The following is a 25,638-nucleotide window of genomic DNA, read 5'->3' as shown; positions in this document are numbered from 1 at the left end:
TGCAGTTGGGCTCAAGAGTGTGGAGAGCCGCCGGGCTGGCGCCCGGCGGCTCGGTGCCCCGCGTGGCGCGGGGGCGACGTGAGTCCCGATCTGCTGTGCAAACAGAGAAGGGGATCATCCCCGCAGTCCGGCCATGGTGGCCCGGCGGCTGGAGGGTCAACGGCCGGATTGTTGCACCTGGTTGTGGAGAACGCATGCGGGCGCCTCACTCCCGCTGCTAGCGTTAAACATAGAAGCTTTCATTGAGGGGGACTGATGGCTCATGGCTTTTCCCTGACGGACGATCCCTGGCTGCTCTTACCGCCGGCCGCAGGGGGGCCGGCAGAGGAACGTTCGCTGCGTACTGCGTTGTTGGAGGCGCACGAGTTCGGCGATTTGGCGGTTGATGTTCCCACACAGAGGCCGGCCGTGTTCCGGCAGGCCTTACTGCCCGTGGTCCTCGACGCCCTGGGCCGTCCGGCCGACGAGCGCGAGTGGATGAACTGGTTCTCCACGGGGCGGTGGTCGCAGGAGCAACGTCGCAGGCTTGAGGCGTACCTGGACGCGCAGCGCGACCTGTTCGACCTGTTCGATCCGGCGCAGCCCTTCGGGCAGGTAGCCGGGCTGCGTACCGCGAAGGGCGAGACGAAGAATGCCGGACTGATCGTGGCGACCGCGGCCACCGGCAACAACGTGCCGCTGTTCGCCTCACGCACGGAGGGCGACGTCTTCTCGCTGACTCCGGCGCAGGCGGCGCACTGGCTGCTGCACACGCAGTGCTGGGACACCGCAGCGATCAAAACGGGTGCTGTGGGCGACCCGAAAGCGAAGGCGGGCAAGAGCACGGGGAATCCGACCGGGCCTCTCGGGCAGATGGGCGTCACCCTGCTGGTCGGCAGGACATTGTTCGAGACACTGCTGTTGAACCTCCCGGTCGGGGCTTCGCCGACGTCGACCGACCTGCCGCAGTGGAGGCGGCGCGAGCCCGCGGATCTGCGCTCGGTCGGCACCCCCCAGTGGGAGGTGCGGGTACCCGAAGGGCTCCTGGACCTCTGGACCTGGCAGTCCCGCCGGATTCGGCTCTTCCCGGAAGCGACCGATGAAGGCCTGCGGGTGACGCGCGTACTGGTCGCTGCGGGGGACCGGATGCCTCACACACCCGAAACCGAGCCGCACACCATGTGGCGTGTGGAGCCGACCGGCGGCCGGAGCGCGGGGAGGAGTAAAGGTGGCACCGCGCCGCCGCGCCGTCCTCTGCGTCTCCAGCCCGGGAAGGCTGCGTGGCGCGGGCTCGATGCGCTCCTGGCACCCGAGCGGCAGTCCCGGGATGCCGGGGAGAAGACGAGCGGGTTCGCCACGAGCAAGCTCCTGGACCAGGCCGGCGCCCTGGCGGCCGACCTCGGCGAGGCCTATCCGCTGCGTGTGGAACTCTCCGGTGTTGCGTACGGCAATCAGTCGGCCGTCATCGACGACGTGATGTTCGACGCGTTGCCCCTCCCACTGGCCGCGCTGGAAGCAGACAGTGACGTCCGCTCGGCACTCCTTGAAGTCGCGGAGCAGACAGAGCAGTTGGCCACGGCCGTCAATCATCTCTCGGCTGACCTGCGGCGTGCTCTGGGCGCCGAACCGATCCCCTGGGACAAGGGGCAGCGGTCCGGCGAACTCGTCCTGCACGCCCTGGACCCGCTGGTGCGGCGGTTGTTGACGGGGATGAGGGGGGTGGAGGACCTGGAGCGGATCGAGGCGGGCCAGCTCGCTTGGGAGCAGCTTGCCTGGCGCCGGAGCTGGGAGGTCGCTGACCGCCTCCTGCAGGCGGTGCCCGTCGGAGCGTTTCTGGGGAGAAGCGTCTCCCAGGGAGAGGGAAAGCCGGAACGTACGCATCGCGTCTCGCTGGCCGAGGCCTTCTTCCTCAAGCGCCGTGCGGAGATCCTCCACCGGGCCGACGCCGATCGGCGGAACCGCCACGACCCTGACGGCCAGTAGGCGACGGCACACCTTGCGAGGTGCCCTGCATCCGCCATGCCATGGCCGGGGCCATCCGGCCTTGCCCTCCCGGGCGTCCCCGCATGCCTTTTGCGACACAGAGTCCCTCATCACGTCTGGACAAGGCCATGACCGAAGAAGACTTCACGAAGCAGAGAATCTGGCACCGCTACATCGCCGCGGACGGCGCCTGGCGCCGTAAGAACGGCACTGCGGCGGAGAAACGCCCGCCCGGCGAGGACCTCGCGGTCCTGCGCCGAGGTCTGGGCCGTCCCGCCGGAACTGTGCTGGAGATGTTCCCGTTCTACACCTGCCCGGTCGACGACTTCGCCGCCCGCCGCGGGGAGGTCTCGGCCGAGCAGGAAGCCGAGCACATGGCGCTCGCTCTCTACGGGCTGCACCAGCAGAGCCAGGACCGGCCGATGCACCGCGACGGAGTCGGCCTCGGCCGGGCCATGCTTGTGCTCCGGCGTCACGACCGCACCAGTGACGAGGCAGTAGATTCCCGCTTCCAGCAGGCGTTCTCCGCTACGTCGACGGCAGCGCTCCAACTGCGGGTGCGCGGCCTGGTCACTCAGCTCAAGGACATCAAGCAGCCCCTTGACTACAACCGGCTGGTCTCCGACATCCACGACTGGAACCGGCCCGAATCACGCTCCCGCGTGCGCCGCCGCTGGGGCCTGGATTACTACGGCTGGACCCAGAAGTCGACGGCTCCGCGATCCGGCCGCTGACCCTCACCACACCTGGCGTCCGCTCCTTCCGCAGACGTCATTCTCCGGCTTGCGCGCGTGCATACACGCCGACCACAGACCGACTGACTACCGCTCACTCACACGACCTGGAGCAACCCGATGACCCAGCGCCTCTACATCGACGTGCACGTCGTCCAGACCGTCCCGCCGGCCAACCTCAACCGGGACGATCAGGGAAACCCCAAGGAAGCCACCTACGGCGGAGTCCGCCGCTCCCGCGTCTCCTCCCAGGCATGGAAGCGGGCGTCCCGCCGACACTTCGACGCCCAGGCCCCTGAGCCCGACCGCGCCACCCGCACCAAGCGCATCACCAACGAACTCAGCACCCGGATCTCGCAGAACACCGGCCTGGACCGCGAAGACGCCGGGCGGATCGCCACCTGCCTGCTGGCCCAACTGGGCCTGAGCCAGGGCAAGAAGGCTGGTGACACCGCCTACCTCCTCTTCTACGGCAACGCCCAGCTCGACGCCGTGGCCGCTCTTGTGACGGACCGCGCCACCGACCTTGCCGCCCTGGACGAAAAAGCCCTCGCCGAAGCAGTCAAGGAACTGCCCGTCGCAGAGAGCTTCACGACCGGACACCCCGTGGGCGTCGCCCTGTTCGGCCGCATGGTCGCCGACATCCCCAAGCTCAACGTCGACGCCGCCGTACAGGTGGCCCACGCGATCTCCACCCACGAGACGCAGCTTGAATTCGACTACTTCACCGCCGTCGACGACCAGAACGAACAGGACGAGACCGGCGCCGGGATGATCGGTACCATCGGCTTCAACTCCGCCACCCTCTACCGCTACGCCACTGTCGGATTCGCCCAGCTCACCGACAACCTCGGCGGTGACACCGAAGCCGCCCTCGACGCCCTCGACCGGTTCGTCGACAGCTTCGCCCTGTCCGCCCCCACCGGCTACCAGAACTCCTTCGCACACCGCACCCGGCCCAGCCTCGTCGCGGTCATCGTGCGCACCGACCAGCCCGTCAACCTGGTCTCCGCCTTCGAAGAGCCCGTCGCGGCGGAAGCCGGCATCCAGGCGAACTCCGCCCGCCGTCTCGCCGAGGAGCACATCACCGCCACACAGGTATGGGGCGACACTCCTCTCTACGGAGCGGCCAGCCACACCTTCACCACCGGCGAAGCCCGCGCCAAGGACACCGCCGAGACCCTCACCCAGGCCTTCGGTGAACCGGTCGCCTTCGCCGACCTGCGCACCACCCTGCGCGCCCGCATCACCACCGCCCTGGGAGAACGGGCATGACACCCCCCGACCACACAGCTTCTGTCCTCCTGCTTCGGCTCGCCGCCCCGCTCCAGTCATGGGGCGACCGCAGCACCTTCAACCGCCGTGAAACCCGGCCCGAACCCACAAAATCCGGAGTCGTGGGACTCCTCGCCGCCGCCACCGGCCGCTCTCGCTACGCCGCCCTGGACGACCTCGCCGGGCTCGGCCTCGGTATCCGTATCGATCAGCCCGGAAGCATCCTGCGCGACTACCACACTGTCAGCGACTACCGAGGTCGGCCGCTCCTCTCATCCGCCGTGACCGCCAAGGGCCTGCAGAAACCCACCTCACCCGCCAAGCACACACACATCACCCAGCGCTTCTACCTCCAGGACGCCGTCTTCCTCGCAGCCGTGGAAGGCCCTGAAGAGCTCATCACCACTCTCGAACACGCCGTACGCCACCCGGCCTTCCCCCTCGCCCTCGGCCGCCGATCCTGCGTACCCGCACAGCCTCTGGCCCTGGGACAGCGCACCGGCTCGCTTGAGGACGTGCTGCGTGCGGAGCCGTGGCAGGCCACCCCCGCAGTACGCAAGCGGTGGGGGCGCGAGAACGGCAATGCCGCGCACATCGGCCTCCCGGCCACCCTCGACGACCCGGCAGGAGACGAAGTCCGCGACGACGTTCCCCTGTCCTTCGCCCCGACAAGCCGAACCTTCACCACCCGCCGTACCCGGCACACCTACCTCGAAGCCCCTACCGGCCTCACACCCGACCCCGCACGGCCCCCGACCACCGGCGGCCACGACCCCTTCGCCCTCCTGGGCTGGTGACCGACATGCCGTATCTCTCCCGCATCCGCATCAACCCCCTGCGCGCCGAGAGCCGCAAGCTCCTCGCCAGCCCGCGCGCCATGCACGCCGCGGTCCAAGGGGGCCTCCCCGGCCCACCCGACCAGGAACGCACCCTGTGGCGGCTCGACCCGGACAACCCCCACCGCCCCCAGCTCTTCGTCCTCACCACGGACAAGCCGGACTGGACCCACCTGGTCGAACAGGCAGGATGGCCCGGCGCCGACGGCGAGCACTACGCCGTACGCGACTACGCCCCGCTTCTGCAGCAACTGGCACCGGGCCGCAGTTTCGCCTTCCGCCTCACCGCCAACCCCGTCCAGAACAGCAACCGGCCCGACAAACTCACGGCGCGTCAACAGGAACGCATCGAAGCCGGAGACCGGCGCAGCTTCCGCCTCGGCCACCGCACCGCCGCAGCTCAACTCAGCTGGTTCCTCACCCGTACCGCACGCTGGGGCTTCGACGTCCCCACCGCACCCCACCTCGACGGAACCCGCGACACGGACGGTGAACCACCGCGCGACATCCGCATCACGACCCGGCAGCGCCGCTCCTTCAGTAAAGGGCCCGTCACCGCGAAGGAATCTCACGTCGTCATGAACTCCGTGACGTTCGAAGGACGCCTGCGCGTCACCGACCCCGCTCTCCTCGCCGAGCGCCTCCTGGCCGGTATCGGCCCCTCCAAGGCCTACGGATGCGGACTGCTCACCCTCGCCCCGCTCCCCGAAAGGGCATGAACACCGTGCCCGATATCTGGTGGAAAGCCGACCCCCAGGATCTGCACCGTCTTGTCGACCGCGTCTCCAGCGTCTACGTCGAGCGAAGCCACCTGGACCGCGACGAGAACGCCGTCGTCATCATCAACAAGCAGCAGACCGTCCGGGTACCCGCGGCCATGGTGGCCGTCATGCTCCTCGGCCCCGGTACTCGCGTCACCCACGGCGCCATCCGGCTGCTCGCCGACTCCGGCACCACCGTGTGCTGGGTCGGCGAACAAGGCGTCCGCATGTACGCAGCCGGCCTCGGCCCCAGCCGGGGTGCCGGCCTCCTGCACCGTCAGGCCTGGCTGGTCACCCGCCCCAAGGAGCGCCTCGCCGTCGCCCGCGCCATGTACAGCATGCGCTTCCCCGGTGAGGACGTCTCCACCCAGACCATGCAGCAACTCCGCGGTCGTGAAGGCTCCCGCATCCGCAAGTACTACCGTGCACAAGCGGACCGCACCGGAGTCACCTGGAACGGCCGTGTCTACAAAGCGGGCGACGCCTTCGCAGCAGGCGACGACCTCAACCGCCTGCTGTCCGCCGCCAACGCCGCCCTCTACGGCATCTGCCACGCCGTCATCATCGGACTCGGCGCCAGTCCAGGACTCGGCTTCGTCCACACCGGCAAAGCCACATCCTTCGTCCTGGACATCGCCGACCTCTACAAGGCCGAGTACACCATCCCGCTCGCCTTCGACCTTGCCGCACAGGGACTCACAGAAGAACGCGACGCCCGACTCGGCCTCCGCGACCTCATCGCGCGCGACAAGCTCCTCAGCCGCATCGTCACCGACGTCAAGAACCTGCTCACCCCCGAAGGAACAGACTTCGACGACCCCGAAGCCAACCTCCTGTGGGACGAGCACCTCGGCACGGTCCCGGGCGGCACCAACTACGCCAGCCACACCGACCTTTCGGCGCACGGAATGACCGACAACCACATCGCGGTCATCGGACCCGAAATCAACGACACCGAATCCACATCATGACCGTAATCATCCTCATCGCCGCCCCAGAAGGCCTGCGCGGACACCTCACACGCTGGATGGTCGAAGCGAGCGCCGGTGTATTCGTCGGCAACCCCAGCCGCCGCATCCGAGACCGCCTCTGGGAACTCCTGGCCACCCGCATCGGTGACGGCCAGGCCATCCTCATCGAACCCGCCGCCAACGAACAGGGATGGGCCGTACGCACCGCAGGCCGAGACCGCTGGCAGCCCGTCGACTTCGACGGGCTGATCCTCTCAGCCCGCCCCAAAAAACAACTAAACGAAAACAGCCACCCCGCCAGGTAAAGCCCCAGCTCAGCAAGTGTTGCCCCCGCGCCCGCGGGGATGGTCCGTGATCGATGTGGCGCCCGGGGCTGCTGGTTTCGTTGCCCCCGCGCCCGCGGGGATGGTCCGTACACCAGATCGCCCGGCTCTGCGCCGCTGAGGTTGCCCCCGCGCCCGCGGGGATGGTCCGGAGCCGGACGGCAGCACCTGGCCCCTGATTGTGTTGCCCCCGCGCCCGCGGGGATGGTCCGAGGTCTTCCCGACCGGCCACGACCAAGACGAAGTTGCCCCCGCGCCCGCGGGGATGGTCCGGTTGAAGGCGTTCACCTCTTCACGGACCCGGGGTTGCCCCCGCGCCCGCGGGGATGGTCCGGGGCCCATATGCCAGTCAAGAAGTACATGCGGCGTTGCCCCCGCGCCCGCGGGGATGGTCCGCCGGGTCACCGCCACTACCCCATGCCGCGTAGGTTGCCCCCGCGCCCGCGGGGATGGTCCGGTGCGTTCGTTGTTCACGTCGGCCGGCTCCGCGTTGCCCCCGCGCCCGCGGGGATGGTCCTTGCGCAGGCCACGGCCATGAAGGTGTTGGCGGGTTGCCCCCGCGCCCGCGGGGATGGTCCTTGTATTTCTCGGCAGCCACCATGGAGGTGAAAAGTTGCCCCCGCGCCCGCGGGGATGGTCCGGGGCTTCAGCAGGCGTTAAGTCCGTTACTGGTAGCGGCCTCATTGGCGGACCGGGCTTCACGGCAGATCACCCGGCCGAGCCGAGGTCAGTGACGTGTGCGCGAAGTCGGAAGAGAGGGGCTGCCACGGTGACGGACAACGGCTTGGCGTGGATCGGTGAGCACTGGTACAGCGGTGCGATCGTCAAGCACGGGATGCTCTCGGACATCAGCCTCACGGCGGTGCGTGGCGTGGATCCGGTGGACTTCGTGGTGCGCCTCGGCGCCGACCGCGGCATGGCCGAACGGCCGGCACAGTTCAAGGACTTCGACAGGCTGAGCGTGAGCCCATGTGACAGCGTGGCGACGTTCGGCCGGAACGGCGAGTGGGCGTATGTCCTGGAGGTCGAGCGGTCCACCTGGCACCTCGTCTTCCTCGACCGGCTGGGCCAGGACACCTTGGTGGAGCAGGGTGACGAACTTGTCTGCCTGGACCGCTTCCTGCACGAGTCCCCGTGGGTGTGCTGCGTTGACGCAGCCGGCGAAGTGAGTTCCGGCGAGCCTGGTGACAGCCTGTTGGAGACCGCGGTCCCGCCCGGGGACCGGTTCGGGACGTTTGCCGCGCTGGACGCGGCCATGCGCCGGGCCGGGGCGGTGCGGGACACCTTCCCCGGCTGCGAGGACCCCGAGAACCCTGAGGACAGGACGAGGAGTTGGCGAAGCGGCTGTTCGTGGCGGTGGGCGAGCATCTCGGGCTGTTGCTGCCGCGTCGGGAGATCGAGCTGGGGCTGCTGCCCGCGGTGCACCTGCCCTCGCCGGTGTGAACCGGTAGCGGCCAGGAGGCGCCGCGCCTTCTCGGCGCGGCGCCTCCTGTGAGCGGGTTGGTGCTACTGGTTCTTCGTGGTCATGGTGCACTTCACGGTCGTGCTGTCGGCGGAGCGCGCCGAGCCCGTGTTCGTGTTCAGCCGGTACGGGTCACGGTTCAGCAGTCGCTGGTTCGCGTTGAAGTCCCCGAAACCGGCTGTCGAACCGCTGTTGTCGTTCCTGGGGATCGCGGACCGTCCGCAGACGGGCCTTGACCCTGGGTTTTGGACACCGGAGACACTTGGATCTTGATGGTCCAGGAGAACGGAGTCCCCGTGGGGATGAAGCATTACCCCGCCGAGTTCAAAGCGGATGCGGTCGCGTTGTACCGATCGAGGCCGGGAGCGACGATCAAGTCCGTCGCCGGTGATCTCGGGGTGAACACCGAGACGCTGCGGAACTGGATCCGGGCCGCCGACGGGCGCCGGCCCGGCGCCCACTCCGCACCGCCGGCCGCTTCGCAGACCGGCGGCGACGCTGTTCAGGCGGAGCTGGCCGCCGCTCGCAAGAGGATCCGTGAGCTCGAGGAAGAACGGGACATTCTCCGCAAGGCGGCCCGGTATTTCGCGACGGAGACGCGCTGGTGAACCGCTACCAGTTCGTTGACGATCACCAGCGCCGACACGGCGTGAAGCGGCTCTGCGACATCCTCGGCCTGGCCCGCTCGAGCTTCTACTATTGGCGCCGCACCGCATCCGCGAGAGCGGCCCGCCAGACCGTCGAAGCCGGGATCGCGGCCCGGATACGCAAGGTCCACCAAGACTCCGACGGCACCTACGGAGCCCCCAGGATCACCGCAGAACTCCGCGACGAGGGCGGCCCGGTGGTCAACCACAAGCGCGTCGCGAGGATCATGCGGTCCATCGGGCTCGAGGGAGTCCGTCTGCGCCGCCGGCACCGCACCACCGTCGCGGACCAGACCGCAGCGAAGGCGCCAGACCTGATCGGCCGTGACTTCACCGCGGCCGCAGTCAACAGAAAGTACGTCGGCGACATCACATACCTGCCGGTCAGCGGCGCGAAGCCGCTCTACCTCGCGACCGTCATCGACCTCGCCTCACGTCGGCTCGCCGGGTGGGCGATCGCTGACCACATGCGGACAGAACTCGTCATCGACGCCCTCACGGCCGCCGAGCGGACCCGCGGAAACTTGACCGGAGTGATCATGCACACCGACCACGGATCTCAATATTCGAGCAGGGCCTTCGCGGAACTCTGCAGGTCAGCTGGGGTCCGGCAGAGCATGGGCGCGATCGGGTCCAGCGCCGACAACGCTGCCGCGGAAAGCTTCAACGCCGCCTTCAAGAGGGAGACGCTCAAAGGCCGCAAAGCCTGGTCGAGCGAGCGTGAGGCCAGGCTCGACGCCTTCCGCTGGCTGACCCGCTACAACACCCGGCGCCGGCATTCCCGCCTCGGTCAGCGGTCTCCGATTGCCTACGAGAACGCCGTCCAAGCAGCAGCAACTACCCTGACCCAAGCCGCATAGACGTGTTCAACATCCGGGGTCAAGGCCCGACCTCTTTCCACGTCGGCGTGTGGCCGTCGATGTTGAATGGGTGAACGGTGCTGCCCTGCTTGCCCGCAAGGGTCTGCACGCAGGCGTCCCCGCTGCTGCCCGGGTTCAGGTCACCCGCGAGCGAGGGTATCCCGCCCCTGTTGCAGGTGGCGTTGAACGCGAACTCGTCGCAGGAAGAGAGCCTCGATCCGTACCTGTGCGCCGCCCCCGCCGCCACTCGTCGCCCAGGCAAGCATCGATGTTTGAACCCGGCTGCACGAATCACGCCGATCAGTCGGCAACCTGAAGCCCTCGCTGACCGTCAAGTGGCGGTCGCGCGTAGGCCCGCAGTTTTTCTCAGTAGACGAAGAGGCTCTTGCGCGCCAGCTGTTCGGTCTCCATCGCCGCAATTGCGTCACGGCAGGCATTGGTGAACTTCCAGAAGTCCGCGTTGGTGGTGGCCGCACGGTTGCTCGCACCGGAGTAGTTGCCGAAGAGACTCTGACGGAGTTCGGTGGTGATCTCCAGCTGGCCGCCGCCTTCGCCCGTCAGCGTGCGGTTGCAGATGTTCTCCGGCAGGTTGCCGTTGATGTCCTCCGGGTCACCGTCGAGTACCTGGAAGCCCGCGCCGCGAAGCTTCGCGGACAGCAGCTGGCGGAGACGGGTGTTGATGCCGCCGACCACGACCGCCTTCGGCTGACCCGTGGGCGCGCCGGCCTGAGCCGCGGTGCAGCCGTGCAGGCTGAGGACATTGGCGCTGCCGGCGGCCATGGACCGTGCGACCGGGTCGTCGCAGTGTGACGCGGTGACGTGCAGCTCGCCGTTGTTGGAAGAGCGCAGGCCTTCGAGCATCCAGTAGTCGTGCACCGGGGCGCCCGCGGTGACGGGGGCGAGGGTGTCGGGCCGGTAACCCGCTATGCCCAGGCAGAGCTCGGAAGTGCCCATCTCGATTCCACCGCCGTGGATGGCCAGCACGCTGGTCAGACGGGGAAGCGGCGTGGTGGTCTTGTCGTTGTCGAAGGCCTCGTGCCGCTTGAACCGGCGGGCGAAGTCCTGGCCCTCGACCGCCTTCGTGTACAGGTCCGAGTTCGAGGCGTAGAGGTCACCGCCGGCGGCGGCAGCCGGAGTCGCGGCGAGGCCGGTCAGGAGCGGGCCACCTGCGGCTGAGGCCACGAGGGAGGCGAGGACGGTTCTGCGACTGGTGTGGGACGGGGACATCGTTGTTCCTTCAGCGCTGTGCGGGTCGATCCGCGGATGCGTGCGACGCCGGGTTACCCGGCACGGAAGCAGGAAGGACGGCGCATGCCACACGATGGCGCGACTGAAAAGTCGGATCCCCCTTCCGATGGCCGGAATTGTATCGGCTGATTCGAGGAGGCGGAATGCGGGAGAAGGGCTGTACCCCCCACCGGTCAGGTGCGCCGGACCCGGCGTTCGCCGGACAAGTCGCGTGGGTACGGCTTGCGTTCGCTCCCGCAGTCACCTCGGCAACCCCGAGCGAAAACACGGGGATCGGCAGAACAGCCCCGTGCTCACCGGCTTTGAGGGAGTGATCCGAGTCGTGCAGGCGGGCACCGTACGTTGACCACCCGTCCTGCGCGAGGGCGGATCTTGGGTTCTGGCCGCCGCCGGCGCGGTCTCGGTCGGCCCACCGGTGTCGCGCCGGAACCGGAGCGCCGGGCAGAGGAGATCGCCTCGCGCACCGTCAACAAGGAGCGGGCGCGATCCGGGGAGGTCAACTCTTCCAGCCGTGTCTCCACCACTGACCCGAAGTCCGCCTCCCGGCGTGGTGGCGAGCGTTCGCACAGCCTCGGCCGCTGAGGCCCGGCGACATCCTGACATCTCGCTCCTGCCGCGAGCAGCCAGGATTTCTCCCGTAGAAGCGAGGTGAATCGGCCTTTCTTTGCCGCACATGTGGTTCGTTCGCCGCCGGGCGGGCATGACGTGAGGGCAGTCACCGAATGGACTCTCCGCAGGGGGAACCGGATGAGTGGAATCGGCACGCCGTCCCGCACCGCGTCCATACCGGCGGCCTGTCTTCGGCTGGACGGGGAGTTGGCCCGGCCGGCCTCGTTGACCGTGGCGGATCTGCGGGCGCGCTGGGGGCAGCGCCATGCGGAAGTGGTCTTCGACTGCGCGAAGAACGGGCCGCAGCGTCACACCTTCGACGGGCCGCTGCTGCGTGAGGTCGTCGCCGATGCGCGGCCGGCCTTCGATGCGGCGCGGCGCAAGGACCGCTCGCGGTTCCTGCTGGCCGTCACGGGCGGGGACGGTCACCGTACGGTGCTGTCCTGGGCGGAGATCGACGCGGACTTCGCCGACTCGCCCATCCTGCTGGCCACCGCCATGGACGGGCGGGACCTCGACCTGACGGGCAGTCAACTGGTGGTGCCGTCCGACCGGTGCGGGGCCCGCTACATCAGTGCGATCACCCGCGTCTGGGTCGGTGCCTGCGCCTTCCCGGCGCCGTAGGGGGCGTGGGGCGCCGGGGTGCCGTTACCGGTCGGTGGCGAGGGAGACTTCGGTGGACTTGATCAGGGCGCGCACCGATGAGCCCTCGGTGATGCCCAGTTCCCGCACCGCCTCCAGGGTGATCGCGGCGGTGATCTCCTGACCGCCGTCGAGGCGGACCTTGACGGACGCCATGACCCCTCCCTCGGTGACGCCGGTAACGGTGCCGGGCAGCTGATTTCGGATGCTCAAGCTCATGGGGGATCGCCTCACGTGCGGAGTGGGATGTCTGGTTTCAGATGCTACGTCCGCGTTCTGGTTGGTGCGCTCCCGGATGCGCGACAGGTTTTAGGGGCTTCCTCCAAGCAGGGTGGCAGGTGCCATATAGCTTCGCCCTATGAATTGCAAATGCGAGCTGACTGGGGCTACCTTGCCGCATATGCAGTCCTACACAATCGGTCAGGCGGCACGTCTGCTCGGAGTCAGTCCCGACACCGCGCGCCGCTGGGCGGATGCCGGCAAGGTCGCGACCCACCGCGACGAAGTCGGTCGCCGTCTCATCGACGGACGCGATCTGGCCGCCTTCTCCATCGAGGTCGCACAGAACGCCTCCAGTGAGGACGGAGCGTCCTACACCTCGGCGCGCAACGCTTTCCCGGGCATCGTCACCGCCGTCAAACTCGGCGACGTGGCAGCCCAGGTCGAGATCCAGGCGGGTCCGCACCGGCTGGTCTCCCTGCTCACCCGGGAGGCCGTCGAGGAGCTCGGGCTGGAGGTCGGCATGCAGGCCACCGCCCGCGTGAAGTCGACCAGCGTGCACATCGACCGCACCTGAGTCCGGCCGCACCGCATCTCCGCCCGCATCGCATCTCCGCCCGCACCGCATCGGATCTCCGACCGCATCGCATCTCCGCCCGCACCGCATCCGAGTCCGACCGCGCCGTTCTCGCTCCCGGCACTCCGATCGGCGCCACCAGTACCACTGTTCGGACCGTCAGGACTGTCCGCCGCTGCCCGTGGAGCGGCGTCGGCCTCCCCGAGCCCGCGAACGGGCCCGAGCGGGGGAGGTCTTGTCCCGCGTGGCTCGTCCCCATTCGTTCGGGCGGCACAAGTCGCCTGTTCCCCAAGGAGTCCCACTCTTATGTCTCCCACCTTCACCCGTCGCCGTACCGCCGCCGCGATAGTGACTGCCGCTCTGGTCCTGCCGCTTGCGGCTGCCTGCGGCAGCAACGACGACAGCAAGAAGGACAGCGGCTCCGCGTCCACCGCCGGTGGAACGAAGAAGACCGACCTGACCGTCCTCGCGGCCTCCTCGCTCACCGATGTGTTCGCCACCGCGGGCAAGGCGTACGAGAAGGAACACCCGGGTACGAAGGTCCACTTCTCCTTCGCGGGATCGCAGGAACTCGCCGCTCAGGTGAAGCAGGGCGCCCCGGCCGACGCGCTCGTCACGGCGGACACCAAGACCATGGACGGCCTGAAGTCCGACGCCGGTACGCCCACCGTGATCGCCAAGAACCGTCTGGTCATCGCCACCGGCAAGGGCAACCCGGACAAGATCGCCAACCTCAAGGACCTCTCCGACACCAAGCTGAAGGTCGTCCTCGCCGCCCCCGAGGTGCCGGTGGGCCGGTACAGCAAGCAGATCCTGGACGCCCAGAAGATCACGGTGAAGCCGGTCTCGCAGGAGGTGAACGTCCGGGCCGTCCTGAGCAAGGTCGAGCTCGGTGAGGCGGACGCCGGTCTCGTCTACAAGACGGACGCCGCCACCGCGACCGACAAGGTCGACACCGTCGACATCCCGGACGCGCAGAACGCCGTCGCCTCCTACCCGGCAGCGGCCTTGAAGACGTCGAAGCACTCGGCGGCAGCCGCCGAGTTCGTCGCCTGGCTCTCGTCTCCCGAGGCCCAGAAGATCCTTCAGGGCGCGGGCTTCCAGAAGCCGTAGCGAAGCCGGCCGTACGGCGAGTCGTAGTACGGCTCTGCCCACACGGCTCACCGCTCACCGCGTCGCGGGCTCACCGCGTCGCGGGCCGGGCCTCCGCCAGAGGCCCGGCCCGAGCCGCCTGCCGCAGGGGTCCCGGTCACCGGAACCGGGCACAGGTCCGGGTCACCGGAACCGGCTACCGGCCCGGACACCGGAACCGGGCACAGAATCACCGATCACAGGGAACCGCCGATGAGACGTCTCCGCACCCGCACACCCGGCACCGGCACCCCCCTGACCCTGGTCCTGCCCGCGCTGCTGGCGATCGCGTTCCTGCTGATGCCGCTGATCGGCATCCTGGCCCGGACCAGTTGGGGCGACCTCGGTACCCATCTGACCAGCCCGGGAGTCACCCAGGCGCTGCGGCTGTCGCTGCTGGTCTCCTTCTGGGCGCTGGGACTCTCGCTGCTGTTCGGGGTGCCGCTGGCCTGGCTGCTCGCACGGGTCGAGTTCCCGGGCAAGACGCTCGTACGCTCCCTCGTCCTGCTGCCGATGGTGCTGCCGCCCACCGTCGGGGGAGTGGCACTCCTGCTCGGTTTCGGCCGCCGCGGGCTGCTCGGCCCGTGGCTGGAGGGCACCTTCGGGATCACGCTGCCGTTCCACACCTCGGGGGCGGTGGTCGCCGCGACGTTCGTCGCCATGCCGTTCCTGGTCATCAGCCTGGAGGGCACACTCGCCGGTCTGCGCCCCCGCTACGAGGAGACCGCAGCCTCGCTCGGCGCCTCGCCGGTACGGGTGTTCTTCACCGTGACCCTGCCCATGGTGGCCCCGGGGCTGGCCGCCGGTGCCGCGCTGACCTGGGCGCGGGCGCTCGGTGAGTTCGGCGCGACCATCACCTTCGCCGGGAACCTCCCCGGCTCCACGCAGACGCTGCCCCTCCAGGTCTATCTGCTGCTCCAGGACTCCCCGGAGGCGGCGACCTCCGTATCGCTGCTGCTGCTCGTCATCGCGATGGCCGTGCTGATCGGGCTGCGCGGGCGCTGGACCGGCGGGGCCGCGGGGCGCCCCCGGCGCGCCGAACGCCCGGTGGACGACGACGCCACGCAGCCACCGGCCGGCTTCGCGGCAGCCGGAAACCTCCGGCCCGCCGCCCCCGAACCGACCGCCCCGCAGGAACGCTGGCCCCTGCACGCCGATGTCACCGGCTTCAACGAGCTGACCCTGGACGCGGATCCCGGCACCACCATCGCGGTCGTCGGCCCCAACGGGGCGGGCAAGACCACGCTGTTGCGCGCCCTCCTCGGACTGACGCCGCGCGCCCGTGCCGTACTGCGCCTCGGCGACACCGACGTCACCTCGCTGCCCCCGCACCGCCGCGGGGTGGCCTGGGTACCCCAGGACGGCGCGCTCTTCCCGCATCTCAGCGCGCTGACCAACACCGCGTACGGGCTGCGGGCCCGCCGGGTGCCGCGCGCCGAGGCCCGCCGCGAGGCGCAACAGTGGCTGGAGCGGCTGGGCGTCGGTCAGCTGGCCGCCCGCAAACCCTCCCAGCTCTCCGGTGGACAGGCCCAACGGGTCGCCCTTGCCAGGGCGTTGGCGGCGCGGCCCCGTCTGCTGCTGCTCGACGAACCGCTCGCCGCGCTCGACCAGACCACCCGCGCCCAGGTACGGCACACCCTCCGCGCGCACCTCGGCAGTTTCGGCGGGGTGTGCCTGATCGTCACGCACGATCCGGTCGAGGCCGTCTCGCTGGCCGATCGGGTGCTCGTACTCGACGAAGGCCGCACCCTGCAGGACGCGTCGCCCGCCGAAGTGACCCGGCACCCCCGCTCACCGTGGGTGGCCCGGATGCTGGGCAGCAACGCCTGGGCCGGAACGGCCGCCGACGGCGGTCTCGCGCTGGCTGACGGCGGCCGGCTCGTCGTCGCCGAGGGGCTGGCCGACGGAGCACGGGCGCTGGCGATCATCACTCCCGAGGCCGTGTCCGTACACCGCGACAAGCCCGCGGGCAGCCCGCGCAACGTCTGGCCCGGTACCGTCCGGGAGATCACCTCGGCGGGCAGCAGACTGCGCGTCCTCGTCACGTCCGACCTGGCCCCCGACCTGATAGCCGAGATCACCCCGCAGGCCGCCGTCGAACTCGGCCTGGCGGACGGCGTATCCGTATGGACCAGCGTCAAGGCCACCGAGGTCACGCTCGTCGGGCTCTGAGTATCCGGGGGCAGGCCCGGCTACCTCCTGGGCCTGCCCCCGGCTACCCGAAACGGGACAGGCCCCGGCTACCCGAAACGGGGCAGGCCCGCCCTGGCCAGGTGTAAGGGGAAGCCGGTTAGCATCCCGTGTGACCCCGATACGCCCGCCCAAGGAGCTGCCGATACGGCGGCGCATATTCGCCGACCTCACACCGCTGCGCACCTCGCCGGATTTCCGGCGGCTCTGGTTCGGCAACACCATCTCCTGGGTCGGCCAGGGCATGACCGCCCTCGCGATCTCCCTCCAGGTCTACGACCTCACCCGCTCCAGCTTCTCCGTCGGCCTCGTCGGGCTGTTCTCACTGGTGCCGCTGGTCGCCTTCGGCCTGTACGGCGGGGCCGTCGCCGACACCCTCGACCGGCGCAAGCTCGGGCTCTACAGCGCCCTCGGCTCGACGGCCCTCTCGGTCGGGCTCTCGGCGGCCGCGTTCGCCGGATTCGACCATGTCTGGTTCCTGTACGGCATCGTGGCGCTCCAGTCCGTCTGCGCGGCCCTCAACGCCCCGGCCAGATCGGCCATGATTCCCCGGCTGCTGCCCGCCGAACAGCTGCCCGCGGCCAACGCGCTCTCCTCCATGACGAGCACCTTCGGCATGCTGATCGGGCCGATGCTCGGCGGTCTCATCGTCGGGTTCCAGGGCTACCAGGCGGCCTACCTGGTCGACGCCCTCTCCTTCGTGGCGGCCCTGTACGCGATGTGGCGGCTGCCCTCGATGCTTCCCGAACGGGCCGCCGGGGCCAAGAAACGGGCGTCGGTCCTGGACGGTCTGCGCTTCCTGGCGACCCGGCCCAACCTCCGGATGACGTTCTTCTCCGACTTCTGCGCCATGATCCTGGCCCAACCGCGGGCCCTGTTCCCCGCGGTGGCCGTGCTCTGGTACGGAGGCGACGCCCGGACGACCGGACTCCTGGTGGCGGCCCCCGCGCTGGGCGCCCTGCTCGGCGGGGTCTTCTCCGGCTGGCTGGGCGGCGTCCGCAGGCACGGTCTGGCGATCGTGGTGGCGGTGGCCGGATGGGGGCTCGCCGTCGCGGTGTTCGGACTGACCAGGAACCTCTGGCTCGGGCTGTTCTTCCTCGCGCTGGCCGGGGCCGCGGACACCGTGTCGATGGTGTTCCGCAACACGATGATGCAGGTGGCGGCGCCCGACGAGATGCGCGGCAGGCTCCAGGGCGTCTTCATCGTGGTCGTCACGGGCGGCCCGCGGCTCGGCGACTTCCTGGCCGGCTCGACGGGCGACCTGGCATCCCCGGAGGTCGCCGTGGTCGGCGGCGGCATCGCCTGCGTACTGGCGGTCGCGCTGCTGGGCCTGACCCGTCGCGGCTTCCTCCGGTACGACGCGCGGTCGCCCGTACCGTAGCCGGGCCGACCGTTACCTCACGACCGGGACTCCCACACCACCGTGTTCCCGTCCCCGTCCCCGTCCTCGTGGTCCGGCGTCCCGTCGTGCGTGACGCTCAGCCGGACCCGTTCCTCCCGCGCGTCGACCACCACGGCGATGTGCGTGACGTCCGGCAGCCGGTGCGCGCGGGCCAGCGCCTGCCGCAGTTCCGCCAGCAGTTGCTCGCCCACCTGCTCGGTGATCCGGGTGTCGACCGGGCCGAGGAAATGCACCGAGGGCGCGAACCCGAGCAGCGCCCCCGCGCCCTCCGTCTCCCGCAGCACCTTGCCGCGCAGCGTCGACGGAGCGTCGGCGGGCGGCTGCTGAAGGGCGAAGATCGCGGTCCGTACGTCCTGGATCGTGGAGTCGAGTTCGTCGACCGCCCGGCCGACGAGTTCGCCGAGTTCCGTCCCGGCGGCCCGCCGTTTGGTGGACTCCAGCATCATCTCGGTCGCGAACAGCCGCTGGACGACCAGGTCGTGGAGGTCGCGGGCGATCCGGTCGCGGTCCTCGTACACCGCGAGCTGCTCCCGGTTGTGCTGGGCGTCGGCCAGCACCAGCGCGAGTGCCGCCTGCGAGGCGAACTGGAGGGCCAGTGTCCGGTCCGCCGCGTTGTACGGACGGCCGCTGCGCCGCCGTGGCAGCGCGAGTGTGCCGATCAGCTTCCCGCCGCTCTGCAGCGGCAGCATCATGCTCGGCCCGAAGCGGGCCCGCACATGGGTGGTCATCCGGGGATCGGTCGACGAGTCCTCGATGAACACCGGGTCCCCGCCGAGTAGTTGGATCAGGACCGGGGAACCTGGTTCGATCGTCGTGCCGATCAGATCGCCCGGGTCCTCGAAGGTGGAAGCGGCGACGATCTCCATGCCGCCGCTCTCGGTCGGCAGGAGCACCACTCCCGCCACCGCGTCGGCGAGACCGCGGGCCTGCTCGGCGACGGTGGTCAGGGCGTCGGTGGCGCTCTCCCCGGTGAGCAGCGCGTTGGTGACGGCCGCGGCCCCCTTGATCCAGCGCTCCCGCTGCCTCGCCGTCTCGTACAGCCGGGCGTTGCCGATAGCGATGCCCGCCTGCGAGGCCAGCACCCGCAGCAGTGCCCGGTCGTCCTCGTCGAAGGCCCCGTCGCGCTTCTGCGCCAGATGAAGTGTGCCGAAGACCGCGTCGTGCACCCGGATGGGGACCCGGAGCAGCCCGGAGGTTCCGTCGGGGAGGCCGATCAGCGAGTCGCCGTCCTCGCCGGTCGCGAACAGGTCGGTGAGGCGGTCGCGTTCGGGGTCGATGATGCCGAGCGCGCCCTGCCGCGCGCCGGTCAGACCGGCCGCCGAGTCCACGATGTGCTGGAGGGTGCTGTGCAGTTCGAGGTCGGTTCCGACGCTCAGCACCGCTTCGAGGAGCACCGGCAGCCGTGCGTTCTCGGTCATCCCGGTCCCCCGGACATCTCGGCCCCCGCTCGCCTTCGGTCCGCCTGCCGCCGCTCAGCCGCTCAGCCGCTCAGCCGCTCAGCGGTGCGAGGGTCATGGGCGCGATCTTGCCCTCCAGCATCGCGCCCAGCCCGAGGACCGAGCAGACGTCGGGCCGTTCGGCGATCTGGACCGGCATGCCCGTCGCGTTGCGCACCATCTGGTCGAGGCCGGGCAGCAGGGCGCTGCCGCCGACCATCATGATGCCGCGGTCCGACAGGTCGGCCACCAGATCGGGCGGGCAGCCGCGCAGCACCCGGCCGATGCCGTCGAGCACGGCGGTCAGCGGGGTGTGGATCGCCTCCCGCATGGCAGCGGTGTCGACCTGGACCGAGCGGGCCAGCCCGGTGGCCACGTCACGGCCGTGGATCTCGGTGGACGCGGGACCCTCGGTGGTCAGGCCGTTGCCGCTGAGCGCCAGTTGCAGCGGACGCACGGACTGGCTCGGCAGCAGCAACTCGTGGTGCTGGCGCAGATGCTGCACGATGGCCCGGTCGATGGCCTCGCCGCCCACCGGGACACGCTCCGCGGTGACGATCGATCCGAGCGAGAGGACGGCGATCTGGGTGGTCGCCGCGCCACAGACCATGATCATGGTGGCGGTCGGCTGTTCCACGGGGAGCCCGCAGCCGACGGCCGCCGCGATCAGGGTGTCGACCAGCTCGACCCGCCGGGCGCCGAGCCCGACCAGGGTCTCCACCGTGGCGCGCTGCGCCAGCGGATCGGAGTCGTGCGGGGTGCATGCGGCGGCGCGCAGCATCGGGGTGCGGCGCAGCCTGCGTCGGAGCTTCTCGCCGAGGAGCTGGCCGAGCATCCGCTGAGCCATCTCGATGTCGACGACGCTGCCGCCCGACACGGGGCGCACGACCCGGATGTAGCCGGGGGTACGGCCGGTCATCTGCTCGGCGAAGGTGCCGACGGCGATGAGCGCCCCGCTCCGGACGTTCACGGCGGCGACGCTCGGCTCGTCCACGACGAGACCGGCGCCCTTCACGAACACCCGGGTGCGGGCGGCCCCGAGGTCGACGGCTACCTGGCAACGGCGCAACTGCTCAAGGCTGACGGTCACGGCGGGATCTCCCGAGAGGCGCGGAGGTGGAGCACCGGCGGCAACCGGTCCTCCTCGCATCCTGCGACGGCCGGGGCCCGTGCGCGCGCCGGGCTGAGCCGGCCGGGTGCCTGCCTGACGTCCCGGCTCGACGCTCCAGCCGTCCTGACATCCCGGCCGCGACGCCCCAACCGTCCAGACCCCCGAACGGGAGGCACCCGCTACTGCGCTGTGCCGGTGTACGCCACCTCCTGCAGCAGCCCCCAGGTGAACCCGGCGACACAGGGCCGCCCGCCGGGCGGGGTGAAGGCCAGCCGCCAGCGGGTCGGTGCGGTGCCCTCCAAGGGCCGTACGGGGGCGAAGGCACGGGCCACCTCGTCCACCGTGCACGACCAGGGGACCAGGTCCTCCGCCGTACGCAGCACGGGCCCGGCGGCTCCCGGCGCACGGACCAGCCACTCGTTCCACACCCCGCCGCCCGGCGCGGTCAGCACCTCGAACCGCAGACCGGGCCAGAGCGGCACGGGCCACTGACGGGCCTCGCACTCCAGGTCGCCGATTCTGCGGCGGACCGTGGCCACCGGCTCGCCGAGCACGGACCGGTAGCGCCGCAGCGCCCCGTGGGACCTGGGGGAGCGGACCATCGCCTGCCAGCGCCGGTTGGCCTCGCGCATGTCGGCGAGCGAGACGCCCAGCTCGGCGCGGGCATCGTCGACGAGGGCCGGCTGGTGGTCGGCCATCCTGCGCAGCAGCACCAGCTGGAAGTCGAGCGGCCCGAACGGGGTGGCTGATTGCGGCATGCGTCCATCCTGCCCGTACCGGTGCACGGACCCGCGCCCGCGCCCGTTCCCGGACCCGCGCCCGTTCCCGGACCCGCGCCCGTTCCCGTACACGGACCCACACCCGTACGCGGACCCACACCCGTTCCCGTACACGGACCCGCACCGGTACCCGTGCGCGGACCCGTCAGGGCTTGGCCGGTGGCTGGTCCGCCGTGCCGCCGAGCATCCGCCGCAGCAGATCGCGCAGCACCGTGCGTTCTTCGGCGGACAGCTCGCCCAGCGGTTCCCGGGCGAACGTCAGCGAGCCGCGCAGCAGGGCCGACGTCTGCCTGCCCCGGTCCGTGACAGCGGCGAGCTTGACCCGGCGGTCGGCCGGATCGGGGCGGCGCTCGACCAGGCCGCGCGTCTCCAGCCGGTCGACGATCCCCGTGACGTTCGACGGCTCGCACTTCAGCTTCTGCGCGAGACGGCGCATCGGCATGGCCTCGATGGAGAGCAGACCGAGCACCCGGGCCTGGGCTCCGGTCAGCGCGTGTCCGGCAGCCACTTCGTCGTACTCCTCGTAGTACCGGGAGACGACGTCACCGATCAGCTCGACGACTTCGAGGGTCAGTGGGTCTGTACGAGTGGCCATGCCCACCATCGTACCCACTTGCTTGACATTCTAAAATATCTAGGCGCATGGTTGTTTAACGCAGTCGATATTTCATGCAGTGAAGCTTTACTCAGGAGGTCGAGCCCCCATGTCCGCATCCCCCACGACGAGCCGCGAATGGCACCTCACCGCCCGTCCGAACGGCTGGCCCACCCCGGCGGACTTCGCCCTGCGCGAGGTCCCGGTGACCGAGCCCGCCGAGGGCCGGATCCTGGTCCGTAACCGCTACTTCTCGGTCGACCCCTACATGCGCGGCAGGATGAACGACGTGAAGTCGTACGTCCCGCCCTTCCAGCTCGGCAAGCCGATGGACGGCGGCGCGGTCGGCGAGGTCATCGCCTCCGCCGCGGACGGGTTCGCCGTCGGTGACCACGTCGTCCACGGGCTCGGCTGGCGCGAGGTGTCGGACGTACCGGCCGCGCACGCCACCAAGGTCGACACCTCGCTCGCCCCGCTCTCCGCGTACCTCGGCGTGCTCGGCATGACGGGCCTCACCGCCTATGCGGGCCTCTTCGACGTCGCCTCCTTCAAGGAGGGCGACACCGTCTTCGTCTCGGGCGCGGCCGGCGCCGTCGGTAACCAGGTCGGCCAGATGGCGAAGCTCAGGGGCGCCGCGCGCGTCGTCGGTTCGGCGGGCTCCGACGAGAAGGTCAGGCACCTCGTCGAGGACCTCGGCTTCGACGCCGCGTTCAACTACAAGAACGGCCCGGTCCGCGAGCAGTTGGAGGCCGCCGCCCCCGACGGCATCGACGTCTACTTCGACAACGTCGGCGGGGACCACCTCGAAGCCGCGCTCTCCTCCTTCAACGTGCACGGCCGCGCGACCATCTGCGGCATGATCGCGGCCTACAACAACACCGAGCCGACGCCGGGCCCGCGCAACATGGCCCTGATCATCGGCAAGCGGCTGCGGCTCCAGGGCATGCTCGTCAACGACCACGCCGCGCTCCAGCCGCAGTTCGTCAAGGACGTCGCGGGCTGGATCGCCTCCGGCGAGCTGAAGTACGAGGAGACGGTGGTCGAGGGCGTCGAGCAGGGCGTCGAGGCGTTCCTCGGCATGCTGCGCGGGGAGAACACCGGGAAGATGATCGTCGCGGTCAACCAGTAGTCTCACTCCCAGGCCGTCGCGGTCGTGGGCGCGAGCCGCGGCGTACACAACAGAAGGAACCTCATGGCAATCCAGCACATCGACGTCGCGTACACCGCTGTCGCCACCGCGGAGAACGGCCGGGACGGCCGGGTCTCGTCCAGTGACGGCAAGCTCGACGTCGTCGTCAACCCGCCGAAGGAGATGGGCGGAAGCGGCGCGGGCACCAACCCCGAGCAGCTCTTCGCCGCCGGTTACAGCGCCTGCTTCCAGGGTGCGCTCGGCGTCGTCGCCCGGCAGGAGAAGGCCGACATCTCCGGTTCGACCGTGACGGCCGCCGTCTCCATCGGCAAGACCGAGCAGGGTGGCTTCGGCCTGGAGGTCGAGATCACGGCGGCCATTCCGAACGTCGACGCCGCCACCGCGCAGTCGCTGATCGAGAAGGCGCACCAGGTGTGCCCGTACTCGAACGCGACCCGCGGCAACATCAAGGTGGAGCTGGCCGTCGCCTGACCCGGCTGCGCGCAGGGCCGTCGGGCCGTCGGCCGGACGGACCCTGGGAGGGCCGCATTCCGCTCGGGCGGGGTGCGGCCCTCCGCGCGTGCTGCCCGGCGCGTACGTTGTGTTCGCTCCGCAGCACGAGCCGCACGAGCCGCACGAGCCGCACGAGCCGCACGAGCCGCACGAGCCGCACGAGCCGCACGAGCCGTACGAGCAGCACAAGTGGAACGGGCAGAGCAGTGGAACAGGGGAGGCGGGCAGCGTGATGCGTCCGGAAGTGGCGGTACGCGAGCGGGCCGAACTCGGCGAGGGCCCCACCTGGGACACGGCGGCCGGCCGGCTGATCTGGGTGGACATCCTCTCCTCGCGGGTCCACACCTTCGACCCCGCGACCGGCCGGCGCACGGTCCTGGACACCGGGCAGCACGTCGGCGCCGCCAAACCGCGGTCCGGCGGGGGGCTGGTGGTCAACCTCAGGGACGGCGTGGCGCTCTACGGCGCCGACGGCGCCTTCTCGTGGCTGGCGCACGACCCGGTACCGGGCCGCCGTGGGAACGACGCCGCGGTCGCGCCCGACGGGGCGCTCTGGACCGGAACCATGCGGTACGACGACGCCGAGGGCGGCGGCACGCTCAGCCGTGTCGCGCCGGACGGCACGGTCACGCGGACGCTGGTGATGAGCTGCTCCAACGGCACCGGCTGGAGCCCGGACGGCTCCCTCATGTACCACGTCGACACCCCGACCCGGCGGATCGACGTGTTCGACTTCGACGGTGAACTCCCGTACCACCGAAGGGAGTTCGCGACCATCGAGGAGGGGGCGGGCTTCCCCGACGGTTTGGCGGTGGACGCGGCCGGATGTGTCTGGGTGGCGCTCTGGGACGGCTCGGCGCTCCGCCGGTACACCCCGGACGGCGCCCTCGACCGTACGGTCCCGCTGCCCGTACGGCGCCCCACCTCCTGTGCCTTCGGCGGCCGGGAACTGCGCGACCTCTACATCAGCACGGCCCGCGCGGGTCTCGACGCACCGCACCCGCTCGCCGGCTCCCTGCTGGTCCTGCCGGACGCCGGACAGGGGCTTCCACAGCCAGCGTTCCCGGGCTGACCCCGGGCCCGTACGCCGGACATCCGGACGCCGGACCGCCGAGCGCCGGACCGCCGAGCGCCGGACCGCCGAGCGCCGGACATCCGAACGCCAGGCCGCCGAGCGCCGGACATCCGAGCGCCGGACGGGCGTGTCGGTGCACCCCGCTAGGCTGGAACCCATGGGTGAACTCGGGGCGGGCTTCGGTTATCTCGTGAAGGGCCATCGCTGGGTCGCCCGGCACGGCAAGCAGTACGGATTCGCGCTGCTGCCCGGCCTGGTCACCCTGGTGCTCTACATCGCCGCGCTGATCGCGCTCGTCTTCTGGGCGGACGACGTGACCGCCTGGGCCACACCGTTCGCCGACGGCTGGAACTCCCCCTGGCTCGGGCTGTTCCGCGGCTTCCTGACGGCGCTGCTCTGGGCGCTCTTCCTGCTGTTGGCCGTCATCTCCTTCACCGCGGTGACACTGCTCATCGGCGATCCCTTCTACGAGGCGCTCTCGGAGCGGGTCGACGCGTCGGACGGCTACGCGGCCCACGGGTCCGGACTGCCGCTCTGGCGTGACCTGTGGGTCTCGGCGCGCGACAGCGTCCGCGTCCTGGTACGGGTGACGTTCTACGGGCTGCTGCTCTTCGCCGCGGGATTCGTCCCGGCCGTCGGCCAGACGGTCGTCCCGGTGATCGGCTTCTGCGTCTCGGGCTTCTTCCTCGCGGAGGAGCTGACAGCGGTGGCGCTGCAACGCCGGGGCATGGAGTTCAAGGCGCGGCTGGCCCTGCTGAAGAGCCGCCGCCTGCGCACGCTCGGCTTCGGCGTCCCGCTGACGCTGGCCTTCCTGGTGCCGCTGGTCGCCGTCTTCCTGATGCCGGGTGCGGTGGCGGGGGCGACGATGCTGGCCCGCGACCTGGTCGGCGAGGAGCCGGTGGCGGCGCCCGAACCGGAACCCGAACTCGAACCGGAACCGGCCCCGGAGCCCGTACGGACGACCGGTGAGGCACCGGGGCCCGCCGCGTCCTGACCGGCGCGGGCCATCCCCCGGCCGGCCCCGGGCCGAACCGGACGGCCCGGCGTCACTTCCGGGGCAGGCACTCCGCGCGACGCCACGAACGCCCGGAAAGCGGCCGGCTGTCCACCGACTCCGGATCCAGCAGCCACGGGTACTGCAAGCCGTCCAT

23 protein-coding genes, 2 pseudogenes and 1 CRISPR repeat array are annotated in these 25,638 nt (G+C 70.3%); of the genes and pseudogenes, 19 read left to right on the top strand and 6 right to left on the bottom strand.

Annotation, left to right across the window (positions count from 1 at the left end):
- Nucleotides 1-255: 255 nt before the first annotated feature.
- The 9 genes from casA to OG709_RS10245 all read left to right on the top strand — a co-directional run bounded on the left by casA (nucleotide 256) and on the right by OG709_RS10245 (nucleotide 9,831).
- Nucleotides 256-1,962, top strand: a complete 1,707-nt coding sequence (gene casA / locus OG709_RS10285) for a type I-E CRISPR-associated protein Cse1/CasA (RefSeq protein ID WP_266643303.1) — start codon at nucleotides 256-258, stop codon at nucleotides 1,960-1,962.
- Between the two features lie 128 nt (nucleotides 1,963-2,090).
- Nucleotides 2,091-2,696 carry a type I-E CRISPR-associated protein Cse2/CasB gene (casB, locus tag OG709_RS10280; RefSeq protein WP_266643305.1) on the top strand — a complete coding sequence of 202 codons (606 nt, stop codon included), beginning with the start codon at nucleotides 2,091-2,093 and terminating at the stop codon, nucleotides 2,694-2,696.
- A gap of 120 nt (nucleotides 2,697-2,816) precedes the next feature.
- The gene (cas7e, locus tag OG709_RS10275; protein ID WP_266643306.1) at nucleotides 2,817-3,971 is read left to right on the top strand and encodes a type I-E CRISPR-associated protein Cas7/Cse4/CasC; all 1,155 of its coding nucleotides are present in this window, start codon (nucleotides 2,817-2,819) and stop codon (nucleotides 3,969-3,971) included.
- On the top strand, nucleotides 3,968-4,768 hold the full coding sequence (cas5e, locus tag OG709_RS10270; RefSeq protein WP_266643307.1) for a type I-E CRISPR-associated protein Cas5/CasD: 801 nt from the start codon (nucleotides 3,968-3,970) through the stop codon (nucleotides 4,766-4,768). Before cas7e ends, cas5e begins: the two co-directional genes overlap by 4 nt.
- Before the next feature lie 5 nt (nucleotides 4,769-4,773).
- On the top strand, nucleotides 4,774-5,526 hold the full coding sequence (gene cas6e / locus OG709_RS10265; RefSeq protein ID WP_266645072.1) for a type I-E CRISPR-associated protein Cas6/Cse3/CasE: 753 nt from the start codon (nucleotides 4,774-4,776) through the stop codon (nucleotides 5,524-5,526).
- Nucleotides 5,527-5,531: 5 nt separating this feature from the next.
- Entirely contained in the window at nucleotides 5,532-6,539 is a 1,008-nt protein-coding gene (cas1e, locus tag OG709_RS10260) for a type I-E CRISPR-associated endonuclease Cas1e (RefSeq protein WP_266645074.1), read from the top strand.
- Nucleotides 6,536-6,844: a type I-E CRISPR-associated endoribonuclease Cas2e gene (gene cas2e, locus OG709_RS10255; RefSeq protein ID WP_131122859.1), complete on the top strand. Its 309-nt coding sequence runs from the start codon at nucleotides 6,536-6,538 to the stop codon at nucleotides 6,842-6,844. The genes cas1e and cas2e overlap by 4 nt, the downstream gene beginning before the upstream one ends.
- 18 nt (nucleotides 6,845-6,862) lie before the next feature.
- Nucleotides 6,863-7,503: a CRISPR direct-repeat array (repeat unit 29 nt; unit sequence GTTGCCCCCGCGCCCGCGGGGATGGTCCG).
- A gap of 128 nt (nucleotides 7,504-7,631) precedes the next feature.
- Nucleotides 7,632-8,357, top strand: a complete 726-nt coding sequence (locus tag OG709_RS10250; RefSeq protein ID WP_329165722.1) for a hypothetical protein — start codon at nucleotides 7,632-7,634, stop codon at nucleotides 8,355-8,357.
- Nucleotides 8,358-8,620: 263 nt separating this feature from the next.
- A protein-coding gene (locus tag OG709_RS10245) for an IS3 family transposase (RefSeq protein WP_266624355.1) occupies nucleotides 8,621-9,831 on the top strand; the annotation gives its coding sequence in 2 pieces (ribosomal slippage) (nucleotides 8,621-8,912 and nucleotides 8,912-9,831; 1,212 coding nt in all).
- A 366-nt stretch (nucleotides 9,832-10,197) separates the two neighbouring features.
- On the opposite strand, the gene OG709_RS10240 is transcribed toward OG709_RS10245, so the two are convergent.
- Nucleotides 10,198-11,058: a poly-gamma-glutamate hydrolase family protein gene (locus OG709_RS10240; protein ID WP_329165718.1), complete on the bottom strand. Its 861-nt coding sequence runs from the start codon at nucleotides 11,056-11,058 to the stop codon at nucleotides 10,198-10,200.
- A 453-nt stretch (nucleotides 11,059-11,511) separates the two neighbouring features.
- Here OG709_RS10240 and OG709_RS10235 point away from each other — a divergent pair.
- A pseudogene (locus tag OG709_RS10235) lies at nucleotides 11,512-11,646 on the top strand (plasmid stabilization protein); the annotation flags it as partial.
- A gap of 180 nt (nucleotides 11,647-11,826) precedes the next feature.
- Nucleotides 11,827-12,312: a molybdopterin-dependent oxidoreductase gene (locus tag OG709_RS10230; RefSeq protein ID WP_250304068.1), complete on the top strand. Its 486-nt coding sequence runs from the start codon at nucleotides 11,827-11,829 to the stop codon at nucleotides 12,310-12,312.
- A gap of 33 nt (nucleotides 12,313-12,345) precedes the next feature.
- Here OG709_RS10230 and OG709_RS10225 read toward each other — a convergent pair.
- Nucleotides 12,346-12,549, bottom strand: a pseudogene (locus OG709_RS10225) (TOBE domain-containing protein); the annotation flags it as partial.
- A 181-nt stretch (nucleotides 12,550-12,730) separates the two neighbouring features.
- Between OG709_RS10225 and OG709_RS10220 the strand changes: the two are divergent.
- The 4 genes from OG709_RS10220 (at nucleotide 12,731) to OG709_RS10205 (ending at nucleotide 17,828) form a co-directional block, all read left to right on the top strand.
- The gene (locus tag OG709_RS10220) at nucleotides 12,731-13,126 is read left to right on the top strand and encodes a TOBE domain-containing protein (protein ID WP_250304069.1); all 396 of its coding nucleotides are present in this window, start codon (nucleotides 12,731-12,733) and stop codon (nucleotides 13,124-13,126) included.
- Between the two features lie 306 nt (nucleotides 13,127-13,432).
- A complete protein-coding gene (modA, locus tag OG709_RS10215) occupies nucleotides 13,433-14,239 on the top strand; it encodes a molybdate ABC transporter substrate-binding protein (protein ID WP_250304071.1) in 807 nt (268 codons plus the stop codon).
- 231 nt (nucleotides 14,240-14,470) lie between these two features.
- Nucleotides 14,471-16,429: an ABC transporter permease gene (locus OG709_RS10210; protein ID WP_266643314.1), complete on the top strand. Its 1,959-nt coding sequence runs from the start codon at nucleotides 14,471-14,473 to the stop codon at nucleotides 16,427-16,429.
- Between the two features lie 130 nt (nucleotides 16,430-16,559).
- Nucleotides 16,560-17,828, top strand: a complete 1,269-nt coding sequence (locus OG709_RS10205) for an MFS transporter (RefSeq protein ID WP_266643316.1) — start codon at nucleotides 16,560-16,562, stop codon at nucleotides 17,826-17,828.
- A 17-nt stretch (nucleotides 17,829-17,845) separates the two neighbouring features.
- Here the strand turns inward: OG709_RS10205 and OG709_RS10200 are convergent, their stop codons facing one another.
- The 4 genes from OG709_RS10200 to OG709_RS10185 all read right to left on the bottom strand — a co-directional run bounded on the left by OG709_RS10200 (nucleotide 17,846) and on the right by OG709_RS10185 (nucleotide 21,770).
- A complete protein-coding gene (locus OG709_RS10200) occupies nucleotides 17,846-19,267 on the bottom strand; it encodes a sensor histidine kinase (RefSeq protein WP_329165713.1) in 1,422 nt (473 codons plus the stop codon).
- 70 nt (nucleotides 19,268-19,337) lie between these two features.
- The gene (locus OG709_RS10195) at nucleotides 19,338-20,375 is read right to left on the bottom strand and encodes a rod shape-determining protein (protein ID WP_250304079.1); all 1,038 of its coding nucleotides are present in this window, start codon (nucleotides 20,373-20,375) and stop codon (nucleotides 19,338-19,340) included.
- A gap of 200 nt (nucleotides 20,376-20,575) precedes the next feature.
- Complete coding sequence (locus OG709_RS10190) at nucleotides 20,576-21,154, bottom strand: hypothetical protein (RefSeq protein WP_250304081.1); 579 nt, start codon at nucleotides 21,152-21,154, stop codon at nucleotides 20,576-20,578.
- 166 nt (nucleotides 21,155-21,320) lie between these two features.
- Complete coding sequence (locus OG709_RS10185; RefSeq protein ID WP_250304083.1) at nucleotides 21,321-21,770, bottom strand: MarR family winged helix-turn-helix transcriptional regulator; 450 nt, start codon at nucleotides 21,768-21,770, stop codon at nucleotides 21,321-21,323.
- A gap of 109 nt (nucleotides 21,771-21,879) precedes the next feature.
- Between OG709_RS10185 and OG709_RS10180 the strand changes: the two genes are divergently transcribed.
- From OG709_RS10180 to OG709_RS10165, 4 genes are all read left to right on the top strand, one after another.
- Complete coding sequence (locus tag OG709_RS10180) at nucleotides 21,880-22,899, top strand: NADP-dependent oxidoreductase (RefSeq protein ID WP_250304085.1); 1,020 nt, start codon at nucleotides 21,880-21,882, stop codon at nucleotides 22,897-22,899.
- 63 nt (nucleotides 22,900-22,962) lie between these two features.
- Nucleotides 22,963-23,391, top strand: a complete 429-nt coding sequence (locus OG709_RS10175) for an organic hydroperoxide resistance protein (protein ID WP_250304088.1) — start codon at nucleotides 22,963-22,965, stop codon at nucleotides 23,389-23,391.
- A gap of 253 nt (nucleotides 23,392-23,644) precedes the next feature.
- Entirely contained in the window at nucleotides 23,645-24,484 is an 840-nt protein-coding gene (locus tag OG709_RS10170; RefSeq protein ID WP_326695636.1) for an SMP-30/gluconolactonase/LRE family protein, read from the top strand.
- Between the two features lie 160 nt (nucleotides 24,485-24,644).
- Nucleotides 24,645-25,481 (top strand): EI24 domain-containing protein, encoded by an 837-nt coding sequence (locus OG709_RS10165; protein WP_250304090.1) that lies wholly within the window; start codon nucleotides 24,645-24,647, stop codon nucleotides 25,479-25,481.
- Nucleotides 25,482-25,638 lie beyond the last annotated feature (157 nt).

The organism is Streptomyces sp. NBC_01267 (assembly GCF_036241575.1).
In the GTDB taxonomy this organism is placed as follows: Bacteria; Actinomycetota; Actinomycetes; order Streptomycetales; family Streptomycetaceae; genus Streptomyces.
Note: the sequence above shows the minus strand (reverse complement) of the source record. Positions and strands in the feature narration are given on the sequence as shown.